The sequence below is a fragment of the Sutcliffiella halmapala genome (assembly GCF_002019665.1).
In the GTDB taxonomy this organism is placed as follows: domain Bacteria; phylum Bacillota; class Bacilli; order Bacillales; family Bacillaceae_I; genus Sutcliffiella_A; species Sutcliffiella_A halmapala.
This window is the reverse complement of sequence record NZ_KV917375.1, coordinates 2131948-2155114: the sequence shown is the minus strand read 5'-3', so window position 1 is coordinate 2155114 and position 23167 is coordinate 2131948. Positions and strand designations below refer to the sequence as shown.

Here is a 23167-nt window from a genome sequence, read left to right as displayed (position 1 = left end):
CCCTAATCAAGTACATTCCTTTTACTTTCTTTTATACACTTTGAAGTAATAGTCATACGGGTTCTTCTCATCTTTGACACCTTTTTCATTAGATATCAATTCCCATTCTTTGGTGTCTATTTTAGGGAAAAAAGTATCACCCTCGAACTCTTCATCTATAAACGTAAGATAAAGTGTTTCCGTAATCGGTAATAATTGTTTATAAATATTAGCTCCGCCAACTATGAAAATTTCCTCATCTAGTTTCGCCATTTTTTCCACTTCCGTTATTGAAGACAATGTTTCACAGCCTTCAATTTGCAGATTGCTATCTCTTGAAAGGATGATATTCTTTCTATTAGGCAACGGCTTTCCAATCGACTCAAATGTATTTCTTCCCATTATAACTGTTGAACCTGTTGTAACCTGCTTAAAATAAGCTAAATCAGCAGGAAGCCTCCATGGCATATCATTATCTTTTCCGATTAAACCATTTTTATCTGTTGCAACAATCATGGATATCATACACTTACAACCCCTTTAATATGGGGATGAGGATCATAGCCTACTAAATTAAAATCTTCATATTTGAAATCAAATATTGATTTTACTTCCTTGTTAATCACCATTTTAGGTAGTGCTTTTGGTGTTCGTTCAAGCTGCATTTTAACTTGTTCGATATGATTAGAATATATATGTGCATCTCCTAAAGTATGGATAAATTCACCAGGTTCTAAGTCACATACTTGTGCAACCATCATCGTTAACAATGCATAAGATGGGATATTAAATGGAACCCCTAGGAATACATCGGCTGAACGCTGATAAAGCTGACATGACAGTTTCCCATCTGCAACGTAAAATTGAAACATCGTATGACATGGAGGGAGAGCCATTGAATCAACATTTGCTACATTCCAAGCAGAAACAATTAATCTTCTCGAATCTGGATTTTGCTTAATTTGGTCAATTAAATTCGTAATTTGGTCGATACTTTTGCCGTCTGCTGTTGGCCAAGATCGCCATTGGTAACCATAAACTGGTCCTAAATCGCCATTTTCATCCGCCCACTCATTCCATATGCGTACCCCGTTTTCTTGCAAGTACTTAACATTGGTATCTCCGCTTAAGAACCATAACAATTCATGAACAATCGATTTTAAATGCAGCTTTTTTGTCGTTACTAATGGGAATCCTTCCGCTAGGTCAAAACGCATTTGGTAGCCGAATGTACTAATCGTACCTGTACCTGTTCTATCTTCCTTTTTTGTTCCATTATGTAAAATATGACTACAAAGTTCTAAATATTGCTTCACTTTTCCTCACCTCTTAGGCTAAAATCAACCATTTTATTTTACCATACTTCGTGTAGGATAAATCGCTAGACAGAAAAAAAGCATTTCATATAGGATGAAATGCTTAATGGTGGTTTCCTGATACGATGAATTCATTTGTGATCGGCAACGTCTCTATATTTTGTATGAACAAAAAGGTTTTTGGCGCGTTCATAGCGAGTTCAAACCTTGTTTTCTCGTTTAAATAATACATAGCAAAGGTTTCAGCAAAATACTCTTCTGGAAAATGGAGAAAATAATTTTTCTCCGGGAACAAAAGCGATGCTTCCTCTTTCCAAACATTTAAAAAGGATTGATTTAAACGGACATTGCCTAATACATATCGGTCCACTGAATGTGCAAGCTCATGTATTTCTAAATTTATGGAACCGTGCCCCATCCCTTTATTACTATGGCCAATCTTCGCTAATACAAGCTTTGAGCCACCAATCCCTGGTACTTCTTCCCAATTTACTCCATTGTTACTATATCCTCTTGGTTTTGACCCATGTAAATGTTCGAACCCTTGAACGTCTGTTAACTTCCCATTAAAGAGGTAAAGGTGGACATTTTGGTGCACAAGTACATCTAAGATATTAGTAGGAATATTGGAAACTCGCTGAATCATTAAGGCTGCCTCTTTTTCAGAAAACTTACTTGAAGGTAGATACACTAACTCATTCATGATTTCTCTGTTAGGTAATTCCTTTAGATGATTATCAAGAGAAGGAGAATAATAGGCTTTTAGCGATATAGCATCTAAGCTTGCATAGGCTTTCCAATAAACAGGAATAATTGTAAAAACTAATAAAATTATGATAGCTAAAATTCGACGATTCATCTTCCTGCTCCTTCTCTTGTTGGATATTCTACGTTGTTAATTATTCGAAAATTCATTTTGTCTGATAATATAAATTTATTATACCACCAATCTATTTAATTGAAATGTTATTTTCGTAAGGAAAGTTTAATATTATTAAAAAAAGGTAATAAAATATTTCCAATTTTTAATGATAGTGTGAACTGAGTTCAGCAGTGAGTCTTTACGTAACTCCCTTTAGTAAACACATAGGCAATGAATTATTTTTTTCTTTCTTATTCTGCAAAAAAAAGAACCTTCCGAAGTAATAACGGAAAGTCATCTACAGTGTTCTTTATACAATTATCTCTTCCTCATTTAACGCTGCTTCTTCAATATCTCTCGTTCTGTGAGCAATTCTACTTGCTGCCGCTGCTGCTAGTGCACAGACTATATCATCCATAAAAGTGTGAACTTCCTCACCTTCATGCTCATCTAAACGTTTAATAATCCCGAATTTTTCTTTATCGAGAAAGCCGAAATTCGTCAAGCCGATCGAACCATATACATTTACAATAGAAAGTGGAATTATTTCATCAATCCCATATAATGGTTCATCCGTTTCTACTAAGTATTGTAAAGGTTCAGGCAGGAGTTTCTTTTCTGCCAATATATCTAAGGATACGCCCGTTAATACTGCGTGAACTATTTCCCTTTTTTCTAAAACTTTTTCAACATTATGAATGCAATCCTCTAAGGTTACATCCACAATATATCTTTTTTGCAGAAGCAAAACGATTTCTGCTATATCTTTAATTGTGACACCACGATCCTCTAACATTTTCTTTGCTGTTTCTCTCATTTGTTGTAGTGTGTATTTTCTCATCATTACCCCTCATTTTCTCTCTTAGCTTAACCATTTAGGCGGCATGTTTTTGGCCCAAAAGATAGACCCTATAGTATGATGCTCTTGAAATTCATCATGGTAAGTATGATAATGAAAATTAAACCAGTACCCTTCTTTTGGCGGGTTGTCTTTTCTGACGTGGAAACGAATAATATCTTGTCCTGTTACTTCATTATAAATATGAAAAATTTTCTCACCATTACCACCTGAAGGCGATTCAGATATAGTTAAATTACTTAGCTCTTCTTCTGGGTGTTGTTGAGCAAGGTCATTAATTACTTCTTCCATCTTCGGAAGGATTACATCTTTAAATTCATCTTGTATTTTTGGTCCAATTCGTGATCCAAATTTGGCAAAACTCTGTAGTTCTGCTTGTTCCACAGCTAATGCCAGAAATTGTTCTTTTGAAAATTGAGAATCAAATGGATGATAGAGTTCTGGAGCAAATCTATTATTCTCTTTACTTGATATATTACTAAATTTAGAATCATCGGATTTGTCGTCAGCTATTAAATAGGCAGGAGGTGAAACAGTACCGAATGTCAGTGCTGTAATTAAGACGACTAATGATTTCTTTAACCATTTCGGCATGGTAATCTCCCTTTCTCTTATGTATATTCATTAAATATAAGGAGTAAATCTAGTATATCATAAATGTAAGAAAATTATATTAATTTGTGTTTGTTTTTGTGATTCTACTTTAAAATCATCCGGTAATTCGTAGCAAATTTCATTCCTTTTTTAAACACCTTTTCCTAATAATATTTTTTTGTTCATTTATTTAGCTTTTTTTGTTAATATTAAAGAAAAGCGTTATTATAAGAAAACATTACTAACGCTCTTCCTAAATATTTAGTAATATGAGTACATAATGGAGGTATTATAAATGGCTGAGGTTTTAATCGTTGTAAGTTGCTTTGTTACTTTAGGGTACTTAACTTATTTGTGTCTTGTAGACTAAAAAAAGAAACTCGTGTGGTAATACCAACACGAGTTTCTTTTTTTAGTTGCGTTTACTACTCTTTCTACTAGAAGATAAAGATTTACCATCGATTTCCGTGTTGGTAGTTCCTTGACCCTCTACTTGAGGCGACGATAAGCCTACATTACCTGGTTTCTTTCTTTTTCCACTCACTTTATAAGACCTCCCATTAGAAAATGCTAACTTCTTCAACTTTAGGATGTCCCAAATTAAATGTTTTTTTCCAAATAACCATAATGAAATTTCGATGTTTTTCGTTTCATCACTATAAATCCAAATCGTTCAAAACGCTGACTCTGCCAATGGTCCTTCAACACTACTCTTTGCTTCGCTACTCTTAATGCCTGTTGAAGTGTATTCTCTGATAAATCATTGTAATATGCCACACTTCTTAAAGTATGAATTCCTGTTGATTCCTCTATTTGTTGTTCAAACATGGGATCAAAGTAAACAACATCATAGCTGTTGTCAGGGAGTGTGTGTAAGATATCATGATGGTTCCCTTGTATTACTTCGATTCGTTTCATCGCCTCTTCTGTTTCTTCGTTTTTCATTTCCCAAGCGTGCAGTCCTGTTTTCACAAGATAAGCAAGCATTTTATTTGCCTCAATAGCTGTTACTTTGCCACTTACACCAGTTGCAAGGCTTGCCATAATACTGTCAGAAGCTAGTCCTAACGTACCATCCAAAAAGCTCATTCCTTGTTTTAATTGTGTTGCTTGCAGAAATGGTTCAATCTCGCCAGCTAGCCATCTTTTTGCACGGAAAGCTGCACTATTGGGGTGAAAGAATAGAGGTTGATCTTGACCTAGTCGGTACCATTCGAATCGATCTTTTCCAATAACCAGTATTTCTTTTTTGTGTTCTGTTTGTAAATGTAGAATTGATTTTTTGTTTCGCTGTATGTATGGAAGTTGCAAGTCCTTTGCTACTTGATGGGCAAGTGCTATCATTTCTTGGTTTGTTCTTCCAGCTGTTGTTACAATCATAATTTTATCTCCTTGTGCTTGCTTCGTTCTGTTCAATGGCTAACTTGAAAATAAAGATAGCACATTAAACACCCTTTTGATCTCCGTGCCAGGTGGCAGCGATCGCGGGCGGTCCGGGAGCCTCCTCGGCAAATTCGCCTTCGGGGTCTCCCTTGTCCCTTCCTCCCGCAGGAGTCTCACGCCTTGCACTCCAATCATCAAGGGAAACGGGGATACTTGACGGTCCACTTTTTCATTATCCATAGTGCTATTTTTCTTTTCTTTGCATAGGTGCGTATCTTGTGAATGCAGTGTTATCTTTAAACAACTGTTTGGGATCGTGAGAAATTAGCAATGGGTTTTAAGATGGCATTTAAAAAGGGAAGTGTGAAAAACTACACTTCCCTTTTTTTTATTTACAGTGCTGATTAAAAGCTTCTGTCAAATTATTCATAATGTTTTCCATTGAGTTTGATTCAATATCATGACGATGGATGAAATGAACGACTTCTTTTCCCTTTAATACTGCCATGGAAGGCGAGGAAGGTGGGATGTCACCGAATATTTCTCTCATTTTTGTAGTAGCTTCTTTATCTTGGCCTGCAAACACTGTGATAAGATGATCTGGTCTGCTGTCTGATTGAATTACTGCCTGTGTTGCTGCAGGGCGTGCTAATCCAGCTGCACATCCACATACAGAGTTAACGACTACTAGGCTAGTTCCTTCAACCTTATCAAAAAAACCTTCGACCTCTTCAGTTGTTGTTAGCTCTTGGAACCCTGCTCTCGTTAACTCAGCTCTCATTGGTTTTACCATTTGTTTCATGTATTCTTCATAAGCCATTGACATTATAGTGTCCTCCTTTTATTTGTTTCGTTCGGTCATTTGCTTCCAAACGGACCCTTTTGCTTCTTCTCCACCTTCAATACGGTGAATTGCCATTTTCACTTGCATGTCTACTTCAAATTCCGAGTCATTTTCCGCTTCATGTAAGGCTGGTAACGCCGTCTCATCTCCAACCTCATATAAAAACATTGCAGCTCTCCAGCGAACTAACTTATTCTTATCCTTTAAGGCTGCTATCATGGCTGGAACTGCCGCTTCATTCCCTAAGTCAGAGAGGCAATCACCGGCTGTTCTTCTTACTGTGACGGATTTATCCTTTAAGGCAGTATATAGATAAGGTAAGATATCTGCATCTTCTAGCATCCCAAAGTACACTGTTGCTAAACGACGAATCGAACCTTTCTCATCTTCAAGTGCTTTTGCTAATACTGGTATGTCTTCTTCTGTCGGATTCATTTGGTCTAATGCAGCAAATCGTTTCGACCAGTCAGGATCATCTAGCATCTCTAATGTTACTTTATATCGCTGTTTTTGCTTGATTACATTTTTCTCGCCACTAACAGAATGCTTTGCCATGGTTTGCAATCTCTCTTCACTGTATGTTGCTGCTATTTCATCTACAATCTCGATACCAACTGCCTCGAGATCACCGTAACGAACACCATGTTCTTTCCACTCACGCTCTAACACAACATTGTCTTGATTGTTTTGTGCCGTTAAAACGGCGTTCATAAATCGCTCAGGTAAACCGACACGTTTTTCTTGTTCTCCATCGGTTAGTTTAACTTGCATAGGAATGCCTTGGAACAATTGTACAAAAACTTTTATCTCTCCATAACCGCTTAGAGGATTTTCACCAGTGTTGTCCTTGTCTTCTTCTGTTTCACCGAATGCGCTTCGTACCTCTGCTAAAATAGTTTTCCAATCGTATCTTGCATTACGCTCTACCGCGAGAAAGTCTGCCACATGATAAACACCTTTCACACCTTCAATCGTTAATATAGACTGAATGATTTCCGGGGCTTGTGAACTATTTTCTGCTGTATAATTATTACGAGCACCAGCTGGTAATTCCTCAGCTAAGATAACTTTCATCGTATTTGGACTCGGAGTAGGTTCTATTGCTTTAATTCTCACGAGAAATCACTCCCTTTGTACTTTTCTATCCCTTAATGGTAGCATATGTGACTGGCACTTTACATTAATTGAGTCTAACCTTGTTCTTTTATCTGTTCTACTTTTTCAGAGAGCTCTTCCCATCTTTCCATCAGTTCCTGAAGTAGCTGGTTATTTTCCTCTTGTTCTTTCAACCATTTGCTAACCTTTTCGTAGTCACTTCCAGCCTTGGCAATCTCTTCTTCAATCGTTTCCAGCTTTTCTTCTACCTTCATGATTCGTTCCTCTATTGATTCCCAATCCTTTTGTTCCTGGTAAGAAAGTTTTAACGTTTTCGTCTTTTGACGTTGTTGGTTTTCCTTCAAAGATTGTTCCTGTTGTTTTTCTTCCTGTTTCTTTCTTTGCTGGTCTTGAACATAATCAGAGTACTCGCCAAATATACGCTTTAGAGTCCCATTTCCTTCTAAAATAACGAGCTCATCTACCACTTTATCAAGGAAGTAGCGATCATGAGATACTGTTATTACAACACCTGGAAATTCTTCTAAATAAGATTCTAAAATAGTTAAAGTCTCTGTATCCAAGTCATTAGTAGGTTCATCTAATAAAAGAACATTTGGCTGAGACATTAAGATTCTGAGCAAATAAAGTCTTTTTCTTTCCCCACCCGATAACTTGCGTATTGGGGTACCATGAGAGGAAGAAGGAAACAAAAATCGCTCTAAAAGCTGAGAAGCACTAATATGTTGGCCATCTTCACCTTTTATTACTTCCGCTTCCTCTTTGACATACTCAATCATCCGTTGTTCTAAATTCATTTCTCCCTGCTCTTGCGTATAATACCCAATTTTAACCGTTACCCCAGTGTCCAATTCACCACTATCAGCTTTAATTTTCCCAACTAATACATTTAAAAGACTCGACTTTCCGACTCCATTTGGCCCTACAATTCCAATACGGTCCTTTTGTTTAATTAATAAGTTCACATTGTCTAAAATAACCTTTGTTCCAAATTGTAATGAAACATCCTTTAATTCCATTACTTTTTTTCCAAGTCGTGCTGATCCAGTAATAAGTTCTAGATCTTGAGACGAGGTAGTAGATGCTACTTTTTCATCTAAATCTTCAAAACGCTTTATTCTCGCCTTTTGTTTAGTCGTTCTTGCCTTTGCACCTTTTCGCATCCAATCTAATTCTTGGCGATACAAGCTTTTTTGTTTAGACTCTGCTTTTTCCTGCTCCTCTAGACGGAGCGCTTTTGCTTCTAAATAATCTCCATAATTTCCAGTGTATGAGTATATGGAGCCATTATGAAGTTCAAATATTTTATTGCTGACTCGATCTAAGAAATAACGGTCATGTGTGACTAGGAGAACGGCTCCTCTATATTTACTTAAGTAGTCTTCTAACCACTCGATTGCTTCAAAATCCAAGTGGTTTGTTGGTTCATCCAAAATAAGTAAATCCGCAGACTCTATTAATGTTTGCGCCAATGCAACCCGCTTTTTCTGCCCACCTGATAGATTAGCAATGGTTAGACTCACATCATGGATTCCTAACTTATGTAAAATAGCTTTCGCATTAGCACTTGCATCCCATGCTTGTAATTGGTCCATTTGCTGTTGTAACTTTGCAAGTTCCTCATGCAGCTTTTCATTCATTGGATTTTCTTGTATGAGAACTAAGCAGGTTTCATAGTTTTTTATGACGATATTCGTTTGACTATTTTTACTAAAGATTTGTTCCATGACGGTATACTCTTCTGTCAATTCAGGCTGCTGTGAGAGAAAGCCTATACTATAATCATTAGAAGTAGTAATGTTTCCTTCGTCTGTACTCTCAATTCCAGCAATTATTTTAAGGAGAGTTGATTTACCGGTACCATTAACTCCAATTAATCCTACTCTTTCTTTTTCTTGAATGCTGAATGACACATTTTTTAATAGGACTTTTTCCACATATGTTTTTGATAGATTCTCACCGATTAGCATTTTCATGTTTAAATTTCATTCCATTCTTTCATAAATTGATCCACAAAATTCACCATATAGTGATGTCTCTCTTTTGCAATTTGCTTCGCGGTTTTTGTATGTAAGGTATCTTTTAATAAAAATAATTTTTCATAAAAATGGTTGATAGCCGTAGACTTTTCCTTGCGATATTGCTCGTAGCTCATCGAATCTCTAACCGCAATTTCAGGATCATACATCGACTGGCCTTTTGCACCAGAATACATAAAGGTCCTTGCAATTCCAATTGCACCAACTGCATCAAGTCGATCAGCATCCTGAACAATTCTACCTTCTAAACTAGGAAGTGCAATTCCATTTCCACCTTTAAAACCAATATTCTCAATTATCGTTAGGATTTCACTTATCTGCTCTTCCATCAACTCGATACTTTTCAACAGCTCTATAATTTCTCGTTGTGCTTGCGCTTTATCAACAACAAGTTTATCATCGATTACGTCATGAAGGAGCGCAACAACTTCCACTAATCGTAAATCGGCATTTTCTTGCTCTGCAATATGTAAGGCTAATTTCCTCACTCTTTGAATATGATTCCAATCATGACCTGTTGCATCATGTTGAAATTTCAATTGAACAAACTCTTCTATAATTTCTATCACAAAACTGAATCTCCTTTACCATCGATCGTACCTTTTTTCTTTACCCTAATCCATTTTACCATGTTTACCACCTATTCTATAATAGAAATGGCTTACTGTTACTTTTGTCACCGTAAGAAAAGAATCTCATATACTAAGTACTGGGCCGGGGCTCATAAAAAAAGCTAACTGAGCGATGAGATTAAAATGTTCTCATGGTTCAGTTAGCCTTACGGAGGTACTTCTATTGTGATACATCAATTTCCCAATCAAATTGGAACTGCTTGGCATGGAACACATGTCATACTTATTAAATGCAATCACCAGACTAATGAAGTCCTCTCTTTTTACAAGAGCGATCATGCCCCAACAGAACCAATAAGCACTAAATGTGCCGAAACACTCTCTCGGTTTATTAGTATTGGATATACACTAATCGGAGCTTACCCATTAAGTCCTTCTGAAGTTCAATACTTGTTAATTTACCGCTAATCTCATTCTTTAAACCAGCAGATACCGATCGTATTAACTCCTGCATGTACCGCAATTGCTGTGGAAAGAGGAAACCCGTTAACTGGAATGTTCGGATACTTTTCACGTAATTCTTCTACTAGCTCATGAGCTTGTTCTAGATTGGTGCCGTGCAAGACAAAAAGCTCTTTTATTGTGGAAGTAGCAAAAGCATCTGCTAAATAATCTGTTATTTTTGCTAGCGCTTTCTTTTCTGTTCGTACTTTTTCTGATACGGAAAGTTTTCCTTCTTCAATCTTAATAATTGGCTTAATTTGAAGAAGACTTCCTAAAAGCTTTTGAACGCCAGACATTCTTCCACTTCTGTGTAGTTGCTCCAAACTTCCAATTAACACATAAATTTCACATTTATCCGATAGTTCATTCAAATGGGAAATGACTTCTTCATGAGTTTTCCCTGCTTCATAAAGCTCAATACCTCGCTTTACCATAGCCGAAAGTGGAAATGATATCACTTTTGAATCTACTGTATGGACTGGTATATCAACGATATCTCCTGCTTGCATACTAGAAGAAACTGTCCCACTTAAATGACTAGAAAGATGAATGGAAATGATTCGATCATACGTTTCTGCAAGCTTATTATATAATTCTACAAACGCTCCTACAGATGGTTGAGATGTCTTGGGTGGGGTAGGACTAGCAGCAAGTTTCGTATAAAAATCCTCCAATGAGAGTGTTACTCCGTCTAAATACTCTTCCTCTTCAAAATATACGACCATTGGAATACTATAAACATCCGGATGATTCGTTAATACCTCGTCCAAAAAAGCGGTGCTATCGGTGACCCAAGCAATTTTCTCCATATTAACTTTCCCCCATTTCTATTTCTTTGTACCTATCCTATTCTAGTTTTTCGGTAAAAATCCCCTTAATTTCGGAAAAACCTTTAATGCTGTGTCGAAAAATACAGCTTGATGATACTTCTCTGGTATAATTTCTTTAATAAATGTTATGTAAGATCCAGTGCTGATCAATGGCCAATCGGTTCCAAACATTAATTTCTCATAGTGATCACAATAATCTAAGGCATGTAGAAGATGATTAAGAAAACGTGTTTTTCGGTGTCGATTAATTTCTGCTTCTGTACCAACAATTAAACCAGAAAGATCAGCAAACATGTTTCTGTTTTTATATACGACCTCAGCACCGTCTAGTACCCAAGGATCACCAAAATGAGCCATCACAAAATTTATATCCCGATAATTTACAGCTACTTCATCTAAAGTTAATGGATGCGAGTACTTTAACAATCCGCGCTCTGAATACGTATCTCCTGTGTGGAATACCACTGGTACCTGATACTTTGCAGCAAGCTGATAGACCGGAGTATAAACCTCGTCATAGGCATAAAAAGGATAATAGCCTAAATAGATTTTAATTCCTACAACATTTGATTTTTGCAGGTCTAGTTCCAGTTCACGTTTATTTCTCTCATCCATTTTGAAAGGATTTATCCCTACGCAGTGGACTAAATTCCTAGGAACGCTATCTGCTAGATCAAGCCCCATCGGAGTTTGGCTCTCATAATCAGGAAAGTTATTATGTATCGTTTCCGTGACTCCCATTGCGACCCCAGCCACCACATTATTCTCCTTCCATTCTTGTAGGAGACCTTCATAGGAATAGGATAATTGAGAGAGTCGGTTGGCAGTATCGTGAAAGCTTCCAATATTGGAAAAATGCACATGTGCATCTATAATTTTCACCCGCACACTCCTTTCGTAACATAATAGTATTATTATTAATTCGATAACATTAAAGAAAAATCCTTTTCAAATAGTAGAAAAGGATTTTTCTTTTAAACTTTATCATTATTAGACATTTATATACTTGTAGATGTGAAATTTTCACTAAAAAAATTATAGTAATGCTTCAATATCACTTTTCATTTTTAGTGGAGAAGTGGTAGACGCAATTCTGTCTACTACTTCTCCATTTCTGTTTACTAAAAACTTAGTGAAATTCCATTTAACCGCTTTGGAACCTAATAACCCTGTTGCTTGCTCTTTTAAGTATTCAAATAAAGGATGTGTATCCTCTCCATTTACATCCACCTTTGCAAACATAGGAAAAGTGACACCGTAGTTCACCTGACAAAACTCACTTATCTCTTCTTCGCTACCTGGCTCTTGATTACCAAATTGATTACAAGGAAAACCTAAAACAATAAATTTTTTATCCTTGTATTCATTATATAATTGTTCTAACTCTTCATATTGTGGAGTAAAGCCACATTTGCTTGCTGTATTCACAATTAACATGACATACTCTCTATACTCACTTAATGGAATCTCATTACCTTTAAGGCTTTTTGCAGTATACTCATAAATACTCAAACCTATCACCTCTTTTTCCTCTATTATGTCGGTATAACCTCTGATTTGTCTAATTATTAGCACACATTAGTTTAAGGACTTTATCACATAAACTACTAACTCACGAAGGTCGTCGATATTGTCTTCATAAAATAACCGATTGAAGGTAATCTCTGCTGAGAGTTTTATTGGCGCCCTTTCTTCTAAATCTACCGTTGCATAGAAAGCCATGCCCCACTCTTTTCCCCATATTGCTTCCAGGTCTTTTTTCCATTGCGTTAAAACTTGATTTCGGGTGTTAAATTCATTTATTTCTCGATAGAATGTTACTTTCACTGAACAACCAGGTCGATCAATTCTATTTAGTAATTCTCCCGCAATATTTTCTATGTTACTTGATAGTTCCAATCGACCAATGATTCTGCCAGTAATCGTGAAGTCCATTGTAAAATTCCGTGACATAGTAGCTAAGTCGACTAAATCTTTCCGATCCACGACCTCAAGCTGGCCTTCTAGATCAAGGTCATAGATATCCCCTTCTATCACTACTTTTAAATTGTCAAAAACGATAGGATCAAACATGGTTGTTTCAACCTCTTCTCTTAAAATAATCCAACCGCTTTTCCGTCTTCGTCCACATCCATATTTAAAGCTGCCGGTTGTTTTGGAAGTCCAGGCATGGTCATGATAGTCCCTGTTAGTGCTACGATAAATCCTGCTCCGACAGATGGCTTTAATTCTCTTATTGTGATGACAAAATCTTCTGGTCTTCCAAGCTTAGAAGCATCATCAGTTAAAGAGTATTGTGTTTTCGCCATACAAACCGGCAGTTCTCCCCATCCTTCGCCTATGATCTGTTGCAACTGTTTTTTAGCAGCAGGTAAAAGATCGATATCTTTTGCACCATATACTTGCGTTGCAATTGCTTTTAATTTTTCTTCCAACGTATTTTCTTGTTGATACAATGGCTTAAAAGTAGCCTGCTTTTTATCTAATTGCTCTAGCACCATTTCAGCAAGATTTATGCCACCTGCTCCCCCCTTTTCCCACACTTGAGTTAAGGCAATCGGAATGTTATGCTCTTTGCACCAGTCTTTCACAAATTGAATTTCCGCTTCTGAATCTGTGACAAACTCATTTAATGCAACAACATAGGAAAGTCCAAATTTTTCAATGGTTTCAACATGCTTCTTTAAATTTTCTATACCTTTGGAAAGCGCTTCTACATTTTCTTCTTTTAGCTGTTCTTTCGATACTCCACCATGCATTTTAATTGCTCTAATGGTAGCAACTATTACAACAACCTCTGGATTGAACCCTAAGGAAGGTGTTTTAATATGAAGAAATTTTTCCGCTCCTAAATCCGCGCCGAACCCTGCTTCTGTTACGACATAATCCCCTAGTTTAGCCGCCATTTGTGTCGCAATGACACTATTACATCCATGGGCGATATTTGCAAACGGTCCACCATGAATGATAGCTGGTGTATGTTCTAATGTTTGAACTAAATTAGGCTGACACGCATCTTTTAATAATAGTGTAAGGGCTCCTTCTACCTTCAGATTCTTTACGGTAATCGGTTTTTTATGAACATCATAAGCAACGACTATTTTAGATAAACGTTCTTTTAAATCCTTTAGATCTTTCGCAAGGCAAAATACGGCCATAATTTCAGATGCTACGGTGATGTCAAACCCATCTTCTCTCGGTACTCCTTGAATGGGACCACCAAGTCCAATGACGACTTTTCTGAGAGCACGATCATTTAAATCCATTACTCGCTTCCAGCTAATTCTTCTCGTATCAATTTGAAGTGCATTTCCTTGATGGATATGATTATCAATCATGGCAGCCAAAGTGTTGTTAGCTGTAGTGATCGCATGAATATCTCCTGTGAAATGCAAATTAATGTCTTCCATCGGGAGTACTTGTGAATACCCCCCACCAGTAGCTCCACCTTTCATTCCCATCGTTGGTCCTAAAGAAGGCTCTCTCATCGCAATGACTGCTTTTTTGCCGAGCTGATTCAGAGCCTGACCAAGTCCAACTGTTACAGTAGACTTTCCCTCACCAGCAGGAGTAGGATTAATTGCCGTAACAAGAATTACTTTACCGTTTTCTTTTGTATGTAATCTTTTCGTAATATTTAAGGATAATTTTGCTTTATAACGACCATACAGTTCTAACTCATCTTCTTGAATATCTAATTCATTTGCAATTTCTACGATTTTCTTCATCGATGCTTGTTGTGCAATTTCTATATCAGAAGGCACAGCTGTTTTTGTATGCTTCACTATAATTCCCCCACCATATAATAATTAAAAATTCTCACATTGGTTATTGTACCACTTTTTACAGCTTGATTATGCTTCGATTTATGCTTATAATGTGAAAAAGCATCGACAACTGTTCGTCAATGCTTTTCTCACTATCCTTGGTTTCCTTCCATATATACCTCTTCATAGGGTTGGACAACAACAAAACCATTTCCAGAAAATTTCATTTGAATGGACTCGCCACTGCCTCTCCCAAAAAATGTCTTTATTTGAATATCTGTCACAAATTCAGGCTGAAGATTACCTGACCACGCAACAGTCGCATTAGGGTCTGTAAAGACTGGTTGTCCTGGATAAACCATTAAAGTAAGTGGTTCATAGTGCGAAGTAAAAGCAACCATGCCTTCCCCTTCTAATCGTACATTAAATAATCCACCTGCCATCATTCCAGCAATTCTTCGCATTAGCTTAATATCCCAATCCAATTTTCTTTCAAATGCCAGTAGATCATTACCGTTAATATAAATACTCTCGCCTTTTAAATCTAAAATAGTAATTTTCTTTCCTTGATCTGCAACATAAAGCTTGCCTTTTCCAGTTGCTTTCATTAATTGTGAGCCTTCTCCTGTAAATGCTTTTTTCATCAGTCGCCCGATTCCATGTTCGAGAATACCTTCCCGTACAAATTTGATGGACCCATCATAGGAGATCATCGAACCCATTTTCGCCCAAATCTCGCCATCTAAATTAATTTCTAAAATTCTCTCTGTTTCTAACTCGAAAAGACCTTGCCCTTTATCCTCTTGTTTACTCTTTTGTATAAATTGTTGGATGGAGTACTTTGACATGAATGATCTCCCCTTATTTTTTTTGTAGCATAAACACCCACATAAAAGATAATGCTTGCTTTAAGTGTCTTGGTAGAGCTGTTGGTTCTATTCTTTTTACTTCTTCTTTATATACGGGCATGCCGTCTAAAAGTTCCCAACCATTTTCCTGCGCGAGCTGCTCTAATTCCCAAGGCATCATCGTATTGCAGATTGCTCTTTGCTCATATAAACGCGGGAAGCTATTCGCCCGTGGTCCCGCAGTAGGACCTAACAACCCTAGAAATAATATTCCTTTTTCCTTAGTAACTCTGTGAAACTCATCTAGAACATCTAATGGATGCTCAACCCATTCAATCGAATTAATCGCCATAATAGCGTCTACATAATTCTTTTTGAATGGTAGTTTTGTTAGATCGCCCTGCAGATAGGAGACATTTTTGTGAATCCTCTTTTCTTGCGCTTTCTGTATCATTTTCCCTGCTATATCTATTCCAACAACTTTGTAATTATTTTCTGCTAATAAAAAGGAGCCAAATCCATCTCCACAACCTGCATCTAAAATAAACGAGCCTTCCTGTAACCTCTCCTTAATAAAGGGAATGATGGTTTTTCTACTTCCTTTTAGCCACATGTTTTCACTATTTTCATGCCAAAAGTCCGCTCTATCATTCCATTGTTTTTCCGTTTCTTGATTCCAGTTAAAGGTTTTCATAATTTGGACCAATCCTTTCTTTTTTCAATATTTCTCTATTGATATGATTTTTTCCTTTTTTTTCCTAGAGAATAAATTCAACTTTCTAGGAAATTCTAGAAGCGTATAGATAAAGGAGGATTCAATTTGAGTGAAACCTTTGTAGCTGTCCAAAAAAATGGCGATGGAGATATTGTAAAGTTTAAAACATCAACTGGTAAAGTCCTTGCTTATGAAGAAGCAATCCTTGCAGTTAATCAAGGAGAGGTATTGGGTGCCAATGTGTTTAAGGGCAAAGACGGAGATATGTATATCAGGGGTAACGCGGACGGAGACCCCACCAATAATCTAGATCAATTACCAACATTTTCTTAAGGAGTGACTTTCCATGACAAAAAAATACAATCGAGGCAGCAAAAATCAAAATAGTCCAACTGGCGATAGCATAAGCCAAAAACAACATATCCCTGGCGATAACAGCAAAGGCAACAAACATAATAAAGACCAAAAAGATAAGACCGAACTATAAACAAATAAAAAAGCAAGTATGTGGCAAACTAGCGCATACTTGCTTTTTCAGTTGATGAACTTGAGGGATAAAAAAATTATAACTCTGTACGAATCGCCCATAACTCTGGGAAAAAGCGTTGATCAAGTACCTTCTTTAAATAACCTACTCCAGATGACCCACCGGTTCCCATTTTGAAACCAATAATTCTTTCAACCGTTTTCATATGGCGGAAGCGCCACTGTTGCAGCCAATCCTCAATATCTATTAATTTTTCCGCTAACTCATACAACTCCCAATACTGATCAACATTTTTATAAACCTTCATCCATGCATCTCGCACAGAATCATTTTCTTTATAGGTTTGCGTAATATCTCTCTCTAAAACATCAATATCAATCTCAAGACCAGCTCTATGCAAAGCACGGATAGAAACGTCATAAAGACTGTGCGCTTCGTACGCTTCTTTTAAGATAGTGTGTAATGCAGGATCTTTTTGATAGATTTTCAATACATGATCCGTTTTGTATCCAAGTGAGAACTCGATCATTCTATATTGATAAGATTGGAATCCAGATGCCTGGCCTAAAGAATCACGGAATTCCATATACTCTGATGGAGTCAATGTAGAAAGCACATCCCATGCTTGGATGATTTGAGACTGTGTTTTTGAGACCCTTGCCAAACGTTTCTGGGCAGTAGATAAATCATCTTTTTCAATTGATTCAATAGCAGCCTTCGTTTCATGAAGAATTAGTTTCATCCATAGTTCGCTCACCTGATGAATCACTATAAAAAGCATCTCATCATGATGACCAGATAATCTATTCTGTGCTGACAAAATTTTATCTAAATTTAAATACTCTCCATAGGTCATATTATTCGTAAAATCCGTATGAATAGCCTTTTCATCACTTGTTGCGTTCTTTTCTCTTTGATCATTTTTGTTCATCTTGCTAATCCTCCTTCATAAATTTATTATTTGGAAATAGCCTTTTATTATTTTGTTAATTCATAACTTGCATACTGTAATCTATCAATCTATTTTTAATTCTTTATCATCTATGCAACTATCTCGCGCTTGTTCTCAAACTGTTTATATTTTTCTTCTACCATAATGCTCTGAAGAATTTTAACAGATTTCCATACTTCTTCATACGTATTATAAAGGGCAACTGGTGCTAGACGAATCCCATTGGGCGAGCGGTAATCAGGAATAACTCCATCTGCTTTTAAAGCCTTACAGATTCTTGCCGCCTCAGGATGTTCTAAATAAATGTGTCCACCTCTTTTATGATCCTCAATCGGATTTCGAATGATAAAGCCATGACCATCCAACTCACTGTTTATCAGTTCCATCAGATAATTTGTAAGCTTCAAAGATTTCGTACGGATTTGAGCCATTCCAACTTCATTAAACATGGAGAGTGACCCTATAATTGGAGCCATGCTAAAAATATTTGGTGTACCAATTTGATATGCTCCAGCATCATCTGCAGCAATTAACTCATGGTCCATATCGAACTGTTTATCTTTTCGAGAACTAAACCAGCCTGCAAGACCTGGCATTAATCCAAAGTGTCGCTTGTTAATATACAGACCACCTGTACTACCTGGTCCACCATTTAAATGTTTATAGTTACACCAAAATGCAAAGTCAACATCCCATGCACTTAACTCATGCGGAATAGACCCAATCGAATGACAAAGATCAAATCCAATCAGAATATTACGCTTATGTGCTTCTTTCGTCAATCTCTCCATATCTAAAACTTGACCACTACGATACAAAACTCCCGGTAATACGATTAGCGCAATATCCTCTGTCATTGCTGCAATAATCTCTTCTTCCTTTAATGTGTGACCATCTTCACTTTTTACTTTCACGAGATGCTCTGAAGGATCATATCCCTTCAGCTTCAATTGACTCTTTAACGCATAAATGTCGCTTGGAAAATTTAATTCATCCGCTAAGATTTTCGTGCGCTTATCGGATGGTTGATAAAAGGTTGATACTAATTGATGTAGATTCACTGTAGTGGAACCACTTACAATTACTTCCTTAGGCTCTGCTCCTACAATTGGTGCCATTTGTTCACCTATTGTTTCGGATAAATAAAACCAAGGTTTATTACCAGAGGTCCACCCATTAATACCAAATGATTTCCATGAATCTAACAAGTCTAAAAGTGAATTCTCTGCCCTTTTCGAAAGAAGTCCAAGTGAATTTCCATCAAGATAAATTTCATCTTCTTTTATATAGAACTCCTGACGATACTTTGCTAACGGGTCCTGTTCACTTAACTTTTTAGCATATTTAAGATCATTCATGACAACCAACCTTTCAGAATCTTTACTTTTTAACAACATTATATCTTCGTCACTGACACAAAGTCAATGACACCATGTCAATATAGTAGGACTAAAATGTAAGTGTTCCTTTCCCAGAGATTCCTTAAAGTTGTCAGTACATTTATTTACTTGTAAACTAAGATTTAAATGACCATTGTCAATTAAATTTGAAAGGGGTGAAAGCATGGATGATTCATCTAATAAGTTATCTCCTAGAAAACAACAAGCCCAACAAACTAGACAAAAACTCTTAATAGCTGCCAAAGAAACATTCCTAGAAAATGGCTTTCAAAAAACGACCATCGCTCAAATAATAAAAAAAGCTAATACCGGTTACGGTACAGCCTATGTATACTTTAAAAATAAAGATCAATTATTCATAGTTCTAATGGAAGATCTAATGAACCAATTTTATGAAATTGCAGAATTACCCTTTAAACCTACTTCTAAATTAGAAGCTTACGACTCCATAAAAAAACAAGTACGACTATTTCTAACATTAGCTGTAAACGAACGGAAGATGATGTTAATTGTAAAAGAAGCAATCGGAGTATCTCCTGAAATCGACCAAAAGTGGTACATGATAAGAGAACGATTTATCCATCGCATTTCACTTGATATAAAGTACGCTCAAATTAACTCACTAGCTAAGCGTCAATTAGATCCAACTCTAGCTGCAAGAGGATGGTACTATTCAAATGAAATGTTTTTGTGGGAGCTTGTGAATAATGAAAACAAATACTCAATAGACGATATCATTCATAATTTAACGAGTATTTATACAAGTGGGCTTTATGAATAGTTAAGGGCTCTCACCTATCAGTTTTATACCACAAAAACAGTTAATACGCTCTATATGTCATCGCTAGCCACCTTTATATATATAATAGAATTATTAACTAAGAGAAGAGGTATTTCCTTCATGTACATACCAAAACAATTCAAAAACGCCAACCAACAAGAAATAATCGAGTTTATCCAACATCATAGCTTTGGAATTTTATTCTCCCAACAGGATGAGGAGCAAAGTGCTACTCACCTTCCCTTTATTGTAAAATACGAAAACGATAAAGTTGTGCTTTTAACGCACTTAGCTAAAGCCAATCCTCAATGGAAAACGCTCCAAGGAAAATCGGCTTTAGCTGTATTTACAGGACCTCATGCCTATATTTCAGCTTCATGGTATAGGGAAGCTGGCACGGTTTCTACCTGGAATTATGTCAGTGCCCATGTACATGGAAAGGTAGAAGTTGTGACTGATTCATCTTCTTTAAAAGAAATCCTAAAAGCCGCAACTGATTTTTATGAGCAAGGTTTTCAAGAACCTTGGAAACTAGAAGAACATGAAGAAACAGTGGAAAGTATGTTAGGTGGGATTGTCGGAATCAAATTAATCGTGGAAAAGCTTGAAGGGAAATGGAAGTTAAATCAACATCACTCCAAAGAAAGAAAAGAGCGAGTGATTAAACAATTAAAAACTCAGTCCGTTTATGACTCTCAAGAAATTGCCCGGTTAATGGAGCAACAATTAAAATAAGAAAAAATACAAACGTCGAAAAAAAACGCTTGTCATGGAAATAATTAGGGAGTTTTACAGTTAACCTTTCGATTTTCAGGGTAGACCCCCATGCAATGCAAAGAAAGATTGCAACATGGATGATGAAAAAGTGGACCGTCATGTCTGACCCGTCTCCCCTGTTGATTGGAGTGCAAGGTGTGAGACTCCTGCGGGAAGTAGCGACCCCGCAGGCAAAGCCGAGGAGGCTCCACAAGCGCCCCGCGGAAAGCGAACACCTGGCACGGAGATCTACAGGGTGTTAAAAGAAACCACTATATTTTCAAGGTCGCCGATTTAAAAACAAGCAGTTCAATTTACACCTAATCTCCGCTGTTATTTCCAAAGCTTAGCCTCATTTACAGCCCACTCACTTTTGCTCAAATAAAAACTGCACTCGATCTTCCTTCCACTCTAACGCTGCATTAAATACTTTCTCTCCTTTTTTAAAACCTTTTATTTCATCTGTTCTCCCTGCCGCTAATAACTTCTTCGCATTCGTCGCTGATATCGATTTTCCAAGAATTTTTTTAGAAACAGTAAAATTACATTTTATGGTGTTATAGTTTGAGCAGCCATAGAAAGTGCCCTTATCGACTACTTCTCCATCACATTTTTTACATTTCCCTATCTTGGTTCCCGTAGATGCACGACCTTTTCTTTTTCCTTTGTCACGTGAAAATTCACTCAAGTCCATCCCATCAAATGACCATGCTTCACTTTGACTTTTGGCATCCTCAATTAATTTTACCGAGAGTCTTTTGGCTTGTTCCATAAATTCTTCCGGAGACGCTTTTCCTTCACCTATTTCGTTCAAGCGTTGCTCCCATTTCGCTGTCATTTCAGGACTCGCTAGAATACTAGGACCAATCGATTGAATGAGAAGCTTTCCTTTATTAGTCGCAAACACTTGATTTTTCTTCACATCAATATATTTTCTGTCCTTTAATACACCGATTATTCCTGCCCTTGTGGCCTCTGTTCCTAAGCCTTCGGTTTTATTTAGAACTTTCGTCAATTCTCCATCTTCTAGATGTTTTCCAGCAGTTTTCATTACGGTTATGAGTTGACCTTCTGTGTATCTTTTGGGAGGTTGTGTTTTTCCATTCTTTACATTCACATCTTGCACAATACCTTTTTCTCCATCGGCCAAAGAAGGGAGATCCTGCTCGTCTTCATCTTTTTCCTTTTCTTTCTTATTCCCATAAATAACCTTTCGCCAGCCGGACTGGATTTCTTCTTTACCTTTTGAAATAAATGTAGCTCTTCCATCCACAAGTGTATGGATGGTGGTATAGTCAAAGATTGCTTTTTCGTAGTGCGCAGCAATAAGGCGTTTCACAATTAGAGAGTATATTTTTTCTTCCTCATCTGACATTTTAGAAGGGTCAGTTACTTGCTCAGTCGGGATAATTGCATAGTGATCGGTAACCTTTTTCTCATTCACCACACGCTTGTTATTCATGACGGAACTCATTGGCAAAGGGAAATAGTTCTTAAATGCTGCAAGCTTACTTATTTTTTGCAATGTTTCTGGAAACATTGCTGCCTCTTCTTTTGTCACAAAGCTTGAGTCAGAACGAGGATACGATATGATTCCTTTTACATAGAGCTTTTGTGCAATTTCTAACGTTTTTTGTGGTGAGAATTTAAATAGGCTATTAGCTGTAGCTTGTAACGAGGAAAGATTAAATAAAAAAGGCGGTTGAAACTCCTTTCGTTCTTTCTCGATTGCGTTGATCTGCGCTTCCTTTCCTTTACAAAATTGAACAATTTTTTTTGCTAAATCAGCGTCTTCTAGCCTAGACTCTCCTTCCTTATGCCATTTTCCTTGATATACTTTATCGTCCATATTAAAGGTGGCAAGTACCTCCCAAAATGGCTGTGATTTAAAATTTTCAATTTCTAATTCCCGCTTAACGATGAGAGCCAGCGTAGGTGTTTGCACTCTCCCTGTCGAGAAGACATCTGACACACCTTTTTTCTGAAGCAATAAAGTATAGGCTCTCGATGCGTTCATTCCAATAAGCCAGTCTGCACAAGATCGACTCAATGCTTCATAGTAGATATTTCTTGTTTGTTGTTCCTCTAACAAGTTCTCAAACCCATTCTGCACTGATTTCGGAGTTAGGGAGGAGATCCAAAGGCGCTTCATTGGTTTAGAGCATTTAGCAACTGTCAAAATGATACGGATGATGGCCTCGCCTTCACGCTCGGCATCACCTGCCATTATAATTTCTGACACATCTTTTCTGTGCACCAGTTCTTTAACCGTTTTAAACTGCTTCCATTTAGATTTGGTGACTTTGTGTTGGAATCGGTCTGGTAAAATGGGGAGGGTTTGTAAGGACCAGCGCTTCCACGAGGAGTCATATTCTTCTGGGGATAACAATTCACATAAATGGCCGACTGCCCAGGTTAAAAGAGCACCCTTTGGAAACATTGGTTGAGGTGGAATTTCCACGTAACCGTCCTTTTTTTTGAAAGAAAATGGAGCAGCCAGCTTTAATCCTTGATCTGGTTTTTCGGCAATTATTAACATCACAACAATTTAAGCCCCTCTCTA

Annotated in this window: 26 protein-coding genes; 5 read left to right on the top strand and 21 right to left on the bottom strand. The window is 37.0% G+C overall.

Going from position 1 to position 23167, the window contains the following annotated elements; translation table 11 throughout:
* Window positions 1–21 precede the first annotated feature (21 nt).
* The 11 genes from BK580_RS10550 to BK580_RS10505 form a co-directional block, all read right to left on the bottom strand.
* Window positions 22–504 (bottom strand): dihydrofolate reductase, encoded by a 483-nt coding sequence (locus BK580_RS10550; RefSeq protein WP_078380282.1) that lies wholly within the window; start codon window positions 502–504, stop codon window positions 22–24.
* Window positions 501–1295: a thymidylate synthase gene (locus BK580_RS10545; protein WP_078380281.1), complete on the bottom strand. Its 795-nt coding sequence runs from the start codon at window positions 1293–1295 to the stop codon at window positions 501–503. The genes BK580_RS10550 and BK580_RS10545 overlap by 4 nt, the downstream gene beginning before the upstream one ends.
* A 103-nt stretch (window positions 1296–1398) precedes the next feature.
* Window positions 1399–2154: an anthrax toxin lethal factor-related metalloendopeptidase gene (locus BK580_RS10540; protein ID WP_078380280.1), complete on the bottom strand. Its 756-nt coding sequence runs from the start codon at window positions 2152–2154 to the stop codon at window positions 1399–1401.
* 313 nt (window positions 2155–2467) lie between these two features.
* A complete protein-coding gene (locus BK580_RS10535; RefSeq protein WP_078380279.1) occupies window positions 2468–2998 on the bottom strand; it encodes a phosphatidylglycerophosphatase A family protein in 531 nt (176 codons plus the stop codon).
* A 21-nt stretch (window positions 2999–3019) separates the two neighbouring features.
* Entirely contained in the window at window positions 3020–3610 is a 591-nt protein-coding gene (locus BK580_RS10530) for a YpjP family protein (RefSeq protein ID WP_078380278.1), read from the bottom strand.
* Between the two features lie 412 nt (window positions 3611–4022).
* A complete protein-coding gene (locus BK580_RS23320) occupies window positions 4023–4154 on the bottom strand; it encodes a YuzL family protein (protein ID WP_139364874.1) in 132 nt (43 codons plus the stop codon).
* Window positions 4155–4210: 56 nt separating this feature from the next.
* Window positions 4211–4990: a class I SAM-dependent methyltransferase gene (locus BK580_RS10525; protein WP_078380277.1), complete on the bottom strand. Its 780-nt coding sequence runs from the start codon at window positions 4988–4990 to the stop codon at window positions 4211–4213.
* 391 nt (window positions 4991–5381) lie between these two features.
* A complete protein-coding gene (locus BK580_RS10520; RefSeq protein WP_078380276.1) occupies window positions 5382–5819 on the bottom strand; it encodes a BrxA/BrxB family bacilliredoxin in 438 nt (145 codons plus the stop codon).
* A 15-nt stretch (window positions 5820–5834) separates the two neighbouring features.
* Window positions 5835–6953 (bottom strand): conserved virulence factor C family protein, encoded by a 1119-nt coding sequence (locus BK580_RS10515; protein ID WP_078380275.1) that lies wholly within the window; start codon window positions 6951–6953, stop codon window positions 5835–5837.
* Window positions 6954–7027: 74 nt separating this feature from the next.
* On the bottom strand, window positions 7028–8929 hold the full coding sequence (locus BK580_RS10510; protein WP_078380274.1) for an ABC-F family ATP-binding cassette domain-containing protein: 1902 nt from the start codon (window positions 8927–8929) through the stop codon (window positions 7028–7030).
* Window positions 8930–8931: 2 nt separating this feature from the next.
* Window positions 8932–9561 (bottom strand): HD domain-containing protein, encoded by a 630-nt coding sequence (locus BK580_RS10505; RefSeq protein WP_078380273.1) that lies wholly within the window; start codon window positions 9559–9561, stop codon window positions 8932–8934.
* Window positions 9562–9789: 228 nt separating this feature from the next.
* On the opposite strand from BK580_RS10505, the gene BK580_RS10500 reads away from it, so the two are divergent.
* Complete coding sequence (locus tag BK580_RS10500) at window positions 9790–10032, top strand: hypothetical protein (RefSeq protein WP_235864030.1); 243 nt, start codon at window positions 9790–9792, stop codon at window positions 10030–10032.
* 2 nt (window positions 10033–10034) lie between these two features.
* On the opposite strand, the gene BK580_RS10495 is transcribed toward BK580_RS10500, so the two are convergent.
* From BK580_RS10495 to BK580_RS10465, 7 genes are all read right to left on the bottom strand, one after another.
* Window positions 10035–10877: a DegV family protein gene (locus BK580_RS10495; protein WP_078380271.1), complete on the bottom strand. Its 843-nt coding sequence runs from the start codon at window positions 10875–10877 to the stop codon at window positions 10035–10037.
* A 42-nt stretch (window positions 10878–10919) separates the two neighbouring features.
* On the bottom strand, window positions 10920–11780 hold the full coding sequence (locus BK580_RS10490; protein WP_078380270.1) for an amidohydrolase family protein: 861 nt from the start codon (window positions 11778–11780) through the stop codon (window positions 10920–10922).
* Window positions 11781–11933: 153 nt separating this feature from the next.
* Complete coding sequence (locus BK580_RS10485) at window positions 11934–12410, bottom strand: glutathione peroxidase (protein ID WP_078380269.1); 477 nt, start codon at window positions 12408–12410, stop codon at window positions 11934–11936.
* Window positions 12411–12476: 66 nt separating this feature from the next.
* Window positions 12477–12971 carry a hypothetical protein gene (locus BK580_RS10480; RefSeq protein WP_078380268.1) on the bottom strand — a complete coding sequence of 165 codons (495 nt, stop codon included), beginning with the start codon at window positions 12969–12971 and terminating at the stop codon, window positions 12477–12479.
* Window positions 12972–12991: 20 nt separating this feature from the next.
* The gene (locus BK580_RS10475; protein ID WP_268877374.1) at window positions 12992–14683 is read right to left on the bottom strand and encodes a formate--tetrahydrofolate ligase; all 1692 of its coding nucleotides are present in this window, start codon (window positions 14681–14683) and stop codon (window positions 12992–12994) included.
* Window positions 14684–14817: 134 nt separating this feature from the next.
* The gene (locus BK580_RS10470) at window positions 14818–15513 is read right to left on the bottom strand and encodes an AIM24 family protein (RefSeq protein ID WP_078380267.1); all 696 of its coding nucleotides are present in this window, start codon (window positions 15511–15513) and stop codon (window positions 14818–14820) included.
* 13 nt (window positions 15514–15526) lie between these two features.
* A complete protein-coding gene (locus BK580_RS10465; protein WP_078380266.1) occupies window positions 15527–16207 on the bottom strand; it encodes a class I SAM-dependent methyltransferase in 681 nt (226 codons plus the stop codon).
* A gap of 126 nt (window positions 16208–16333) precedes the next feature.
* On the opposite strand from BK580_RS10465, the gene BK580_RS10460 reads away from it, so the two are divergent.
* Window positions 16334–16561, top strand: a complete 228-nt coding sequence (locus tag BK580_RS10460) for a DUF3892 domain-containing protein (RefSeq protein ID WP_078380265.1) — start codon at window positions 16334–16336, stop codon at window positions 16559–16561.
* Between the two features lie 13 nt (window positions 16562–16574).
* Window positions 16575–16715: a hypothetical protein gene (locus tag BK580_RS23565; protein WP_169864917.1), complete on the top strand. Its 141-nt coding sequence runs from the start codon at window positions 16575–16577 to the stop codon at window positions 16713–16715.
* 76 nt (window positions 16716–16791) lie between these two features.
* Here the strand turns inward: BK580_RS23565 and kynA are convergent, their stop codons facing one another.
* Together kynA and kynU are read right to left on the bottom strand one after the other, a co-directional pair.
* Window positions 16792–17646 carry a tryptophan 2,3-dioxygenase gene (gene kynA / locus BK580_RS10455; RefSeq protein ID WP_078380264.1) on the bottom strand — a complete coding sequence of 285 codons (855 nt, stop codon included), beginning with the start codon at window positions 17644–17646 and terminating at the stop codon, window positions 16792–16794.
* Window positions 17647–17756: 110 nt separating this feature from the next.
* The gene (gene kynU / locus BK580_RS10450; RefSeq protein ID WP_078382731.1) at window positions 17757–19025 is read right to left on the bottom strand and encodes a kynureninase; all 1269 of its coding nucleotides are present in this window, start codon (window positions 19023–19025) and stop codon (window positions 17757–17759) included.
* Window positions 19026–19230: 205 nt separating this feature from the next.
* Between kynU and BK580_RS10445 the strand changes: the two genes are divergently transcribed.
* Complete coding sequence (locus BK580_RS10445; protein WP_078380263.1) at window positions 19231–19848, top strand: TetR/AcrR family transcriptional regulator; 618 nt, start codon at window positions 19231–19233, stop codon at window positions 19846–19848.
* Between the two features lie 120 nt (window positions 19849–19968).
* The gene (locus BK580_RS10440; RefSeq protein ID WP_078380262.1) at window positions 19969–20583 is read left to right on the top strand and encodes an FMN-binding negative transcriptional regulator; all 615 of its coding nucleotides are present in this window, start codon (window positions 19969–19971) and stop codon (window positions 20581–20583) included.
* A 388-nt stretch (window positions 20584–20971) separates the two neighbouring features.
* Here the strand turns inward: BK580_RS10440 and BK580_RS10435 are convergent, their stop codons facing one another.
* The gene (locus BK580_RS10435; RefSeq protein WP_078380261.1) at window positions 20972–23146 is read right to left on the bottom strand and encodes a DNA topoisomerase III; all 2175 of its coding nucleotides are present in this window, start codon (window positions 23144–23146) and stop codon (window positions 20972–20974) included.
* Window positions 23147–23167 lie beyond the last annotated feature (21 nt).

Bases quoted from the DNA above. Each gene is read 5' to 3' on its own strand.
- kynU (WP_078382731.1), bottom strand. From the start codon at position 19,025: ATGAATGATCTTAAATATGCTAAAAAGTTAAGTGAACAGGACCCGTTA.
- BK580_RS10550 (WP_078380282.1), bottom strand. From the start codon at position 504: ATGATATCCATGATTGTTGCAACAGATAAAAATGGTTTAATCGGAAAA.
- BK580_RS10480 (WP_078380268.1), bottom strand. From the start codon at position 12,971: ATGTTTGATCCTATCGTTTTTGACAATTTAAAAGTAGTGATAGAAGGG.
- BK580_RS23565 (WP_169864917.1), top strand. From the start codon at position 16,575: ATGACAAAAAAATACAATCGAGGCAGCAAAAATCAAAATAGTCCAACT.
- BK580_RS10540 (WP_078380280.1), bottom strand. From the start codon at position 2,154: ATGAATCGTCGAATTTTAGCTATCATAATTTTATTAGTTTTTACAATT.
- BK580_RS10530 (WP_078380278.1), bottom strand. From the start codon at position 3,610: ATGCCGAAATGGTTAAAGAAATCATTAGTCGTCTTAATTACAGCACTG.
- BK580_RS10470 (WP_078380267.1), bottom strand. From the start codon at position 15,513: ATGTCAAAGTACTCCATCCAACAATTTATACAAAAGAGTAAACAAGAG.
- BK580_RS10445 (WP_078380263.1), top strand. From the start codon at position 19,231: ATGGATGATTCATCTAATAAGTTATCTCCTAGAAAACAACAAGCCCAA.
- BK580_RS10510 (WP_078380274.1), bottom strand. From the start codon at position 8,929: ATGAAAATGCTAATCGGTGAGAATCTATCAAAAACATATGTGGAAAAA.
- BK580_RS10440 (WP_078380262.1), top strand. From the start codon at position 19,969: ATGTACATACCAAAACAATTCAAAAACGCCAACCAACAAGAAATAATC.
- BK580_RS10465 (WP_078380266.1), bottom strand. From the start codon at position 16,207: ATGAAAACCTTTAACTGGAATCAAGAAACGGAAAAACAATGGAATGAT.
- BK580_RS10525 (WP_078380277.1), bottom strand. From the start codon at position 4,990: ATGATTGTAACAACAGCTGGAAGAACAAACCAAGAAATGATAGCACTT.
- kynA (WP_078380264.1), bottom strand. From the start codon at position 17,646: ATGAACAAAAATGATCAAAGAGAAAAGAACGCAACAAGTGATGAAAAG.
- BK580_RS10495 (WP_078380271.1), bottom strand. From the start codon at position 10,877: ATGGAGAAAATTGCTTGGGTCACCGATAGCACCGCTTTTTTGGACGAG.
- BK580_RS10535 (WP_078380279.1), bottom strand. From the start codon at position 2,998: ATGAGAAAATACACACTACAACAAATGAGAGAAACAGCAAAGAAAATG.
- BK580_RS10520 (WP_078380276.1), bottom strand. From the start codon at position 5,819: ATGTCAATGGCTTATGAAGAATACATGAAACAAATGGTAAAACCAATG.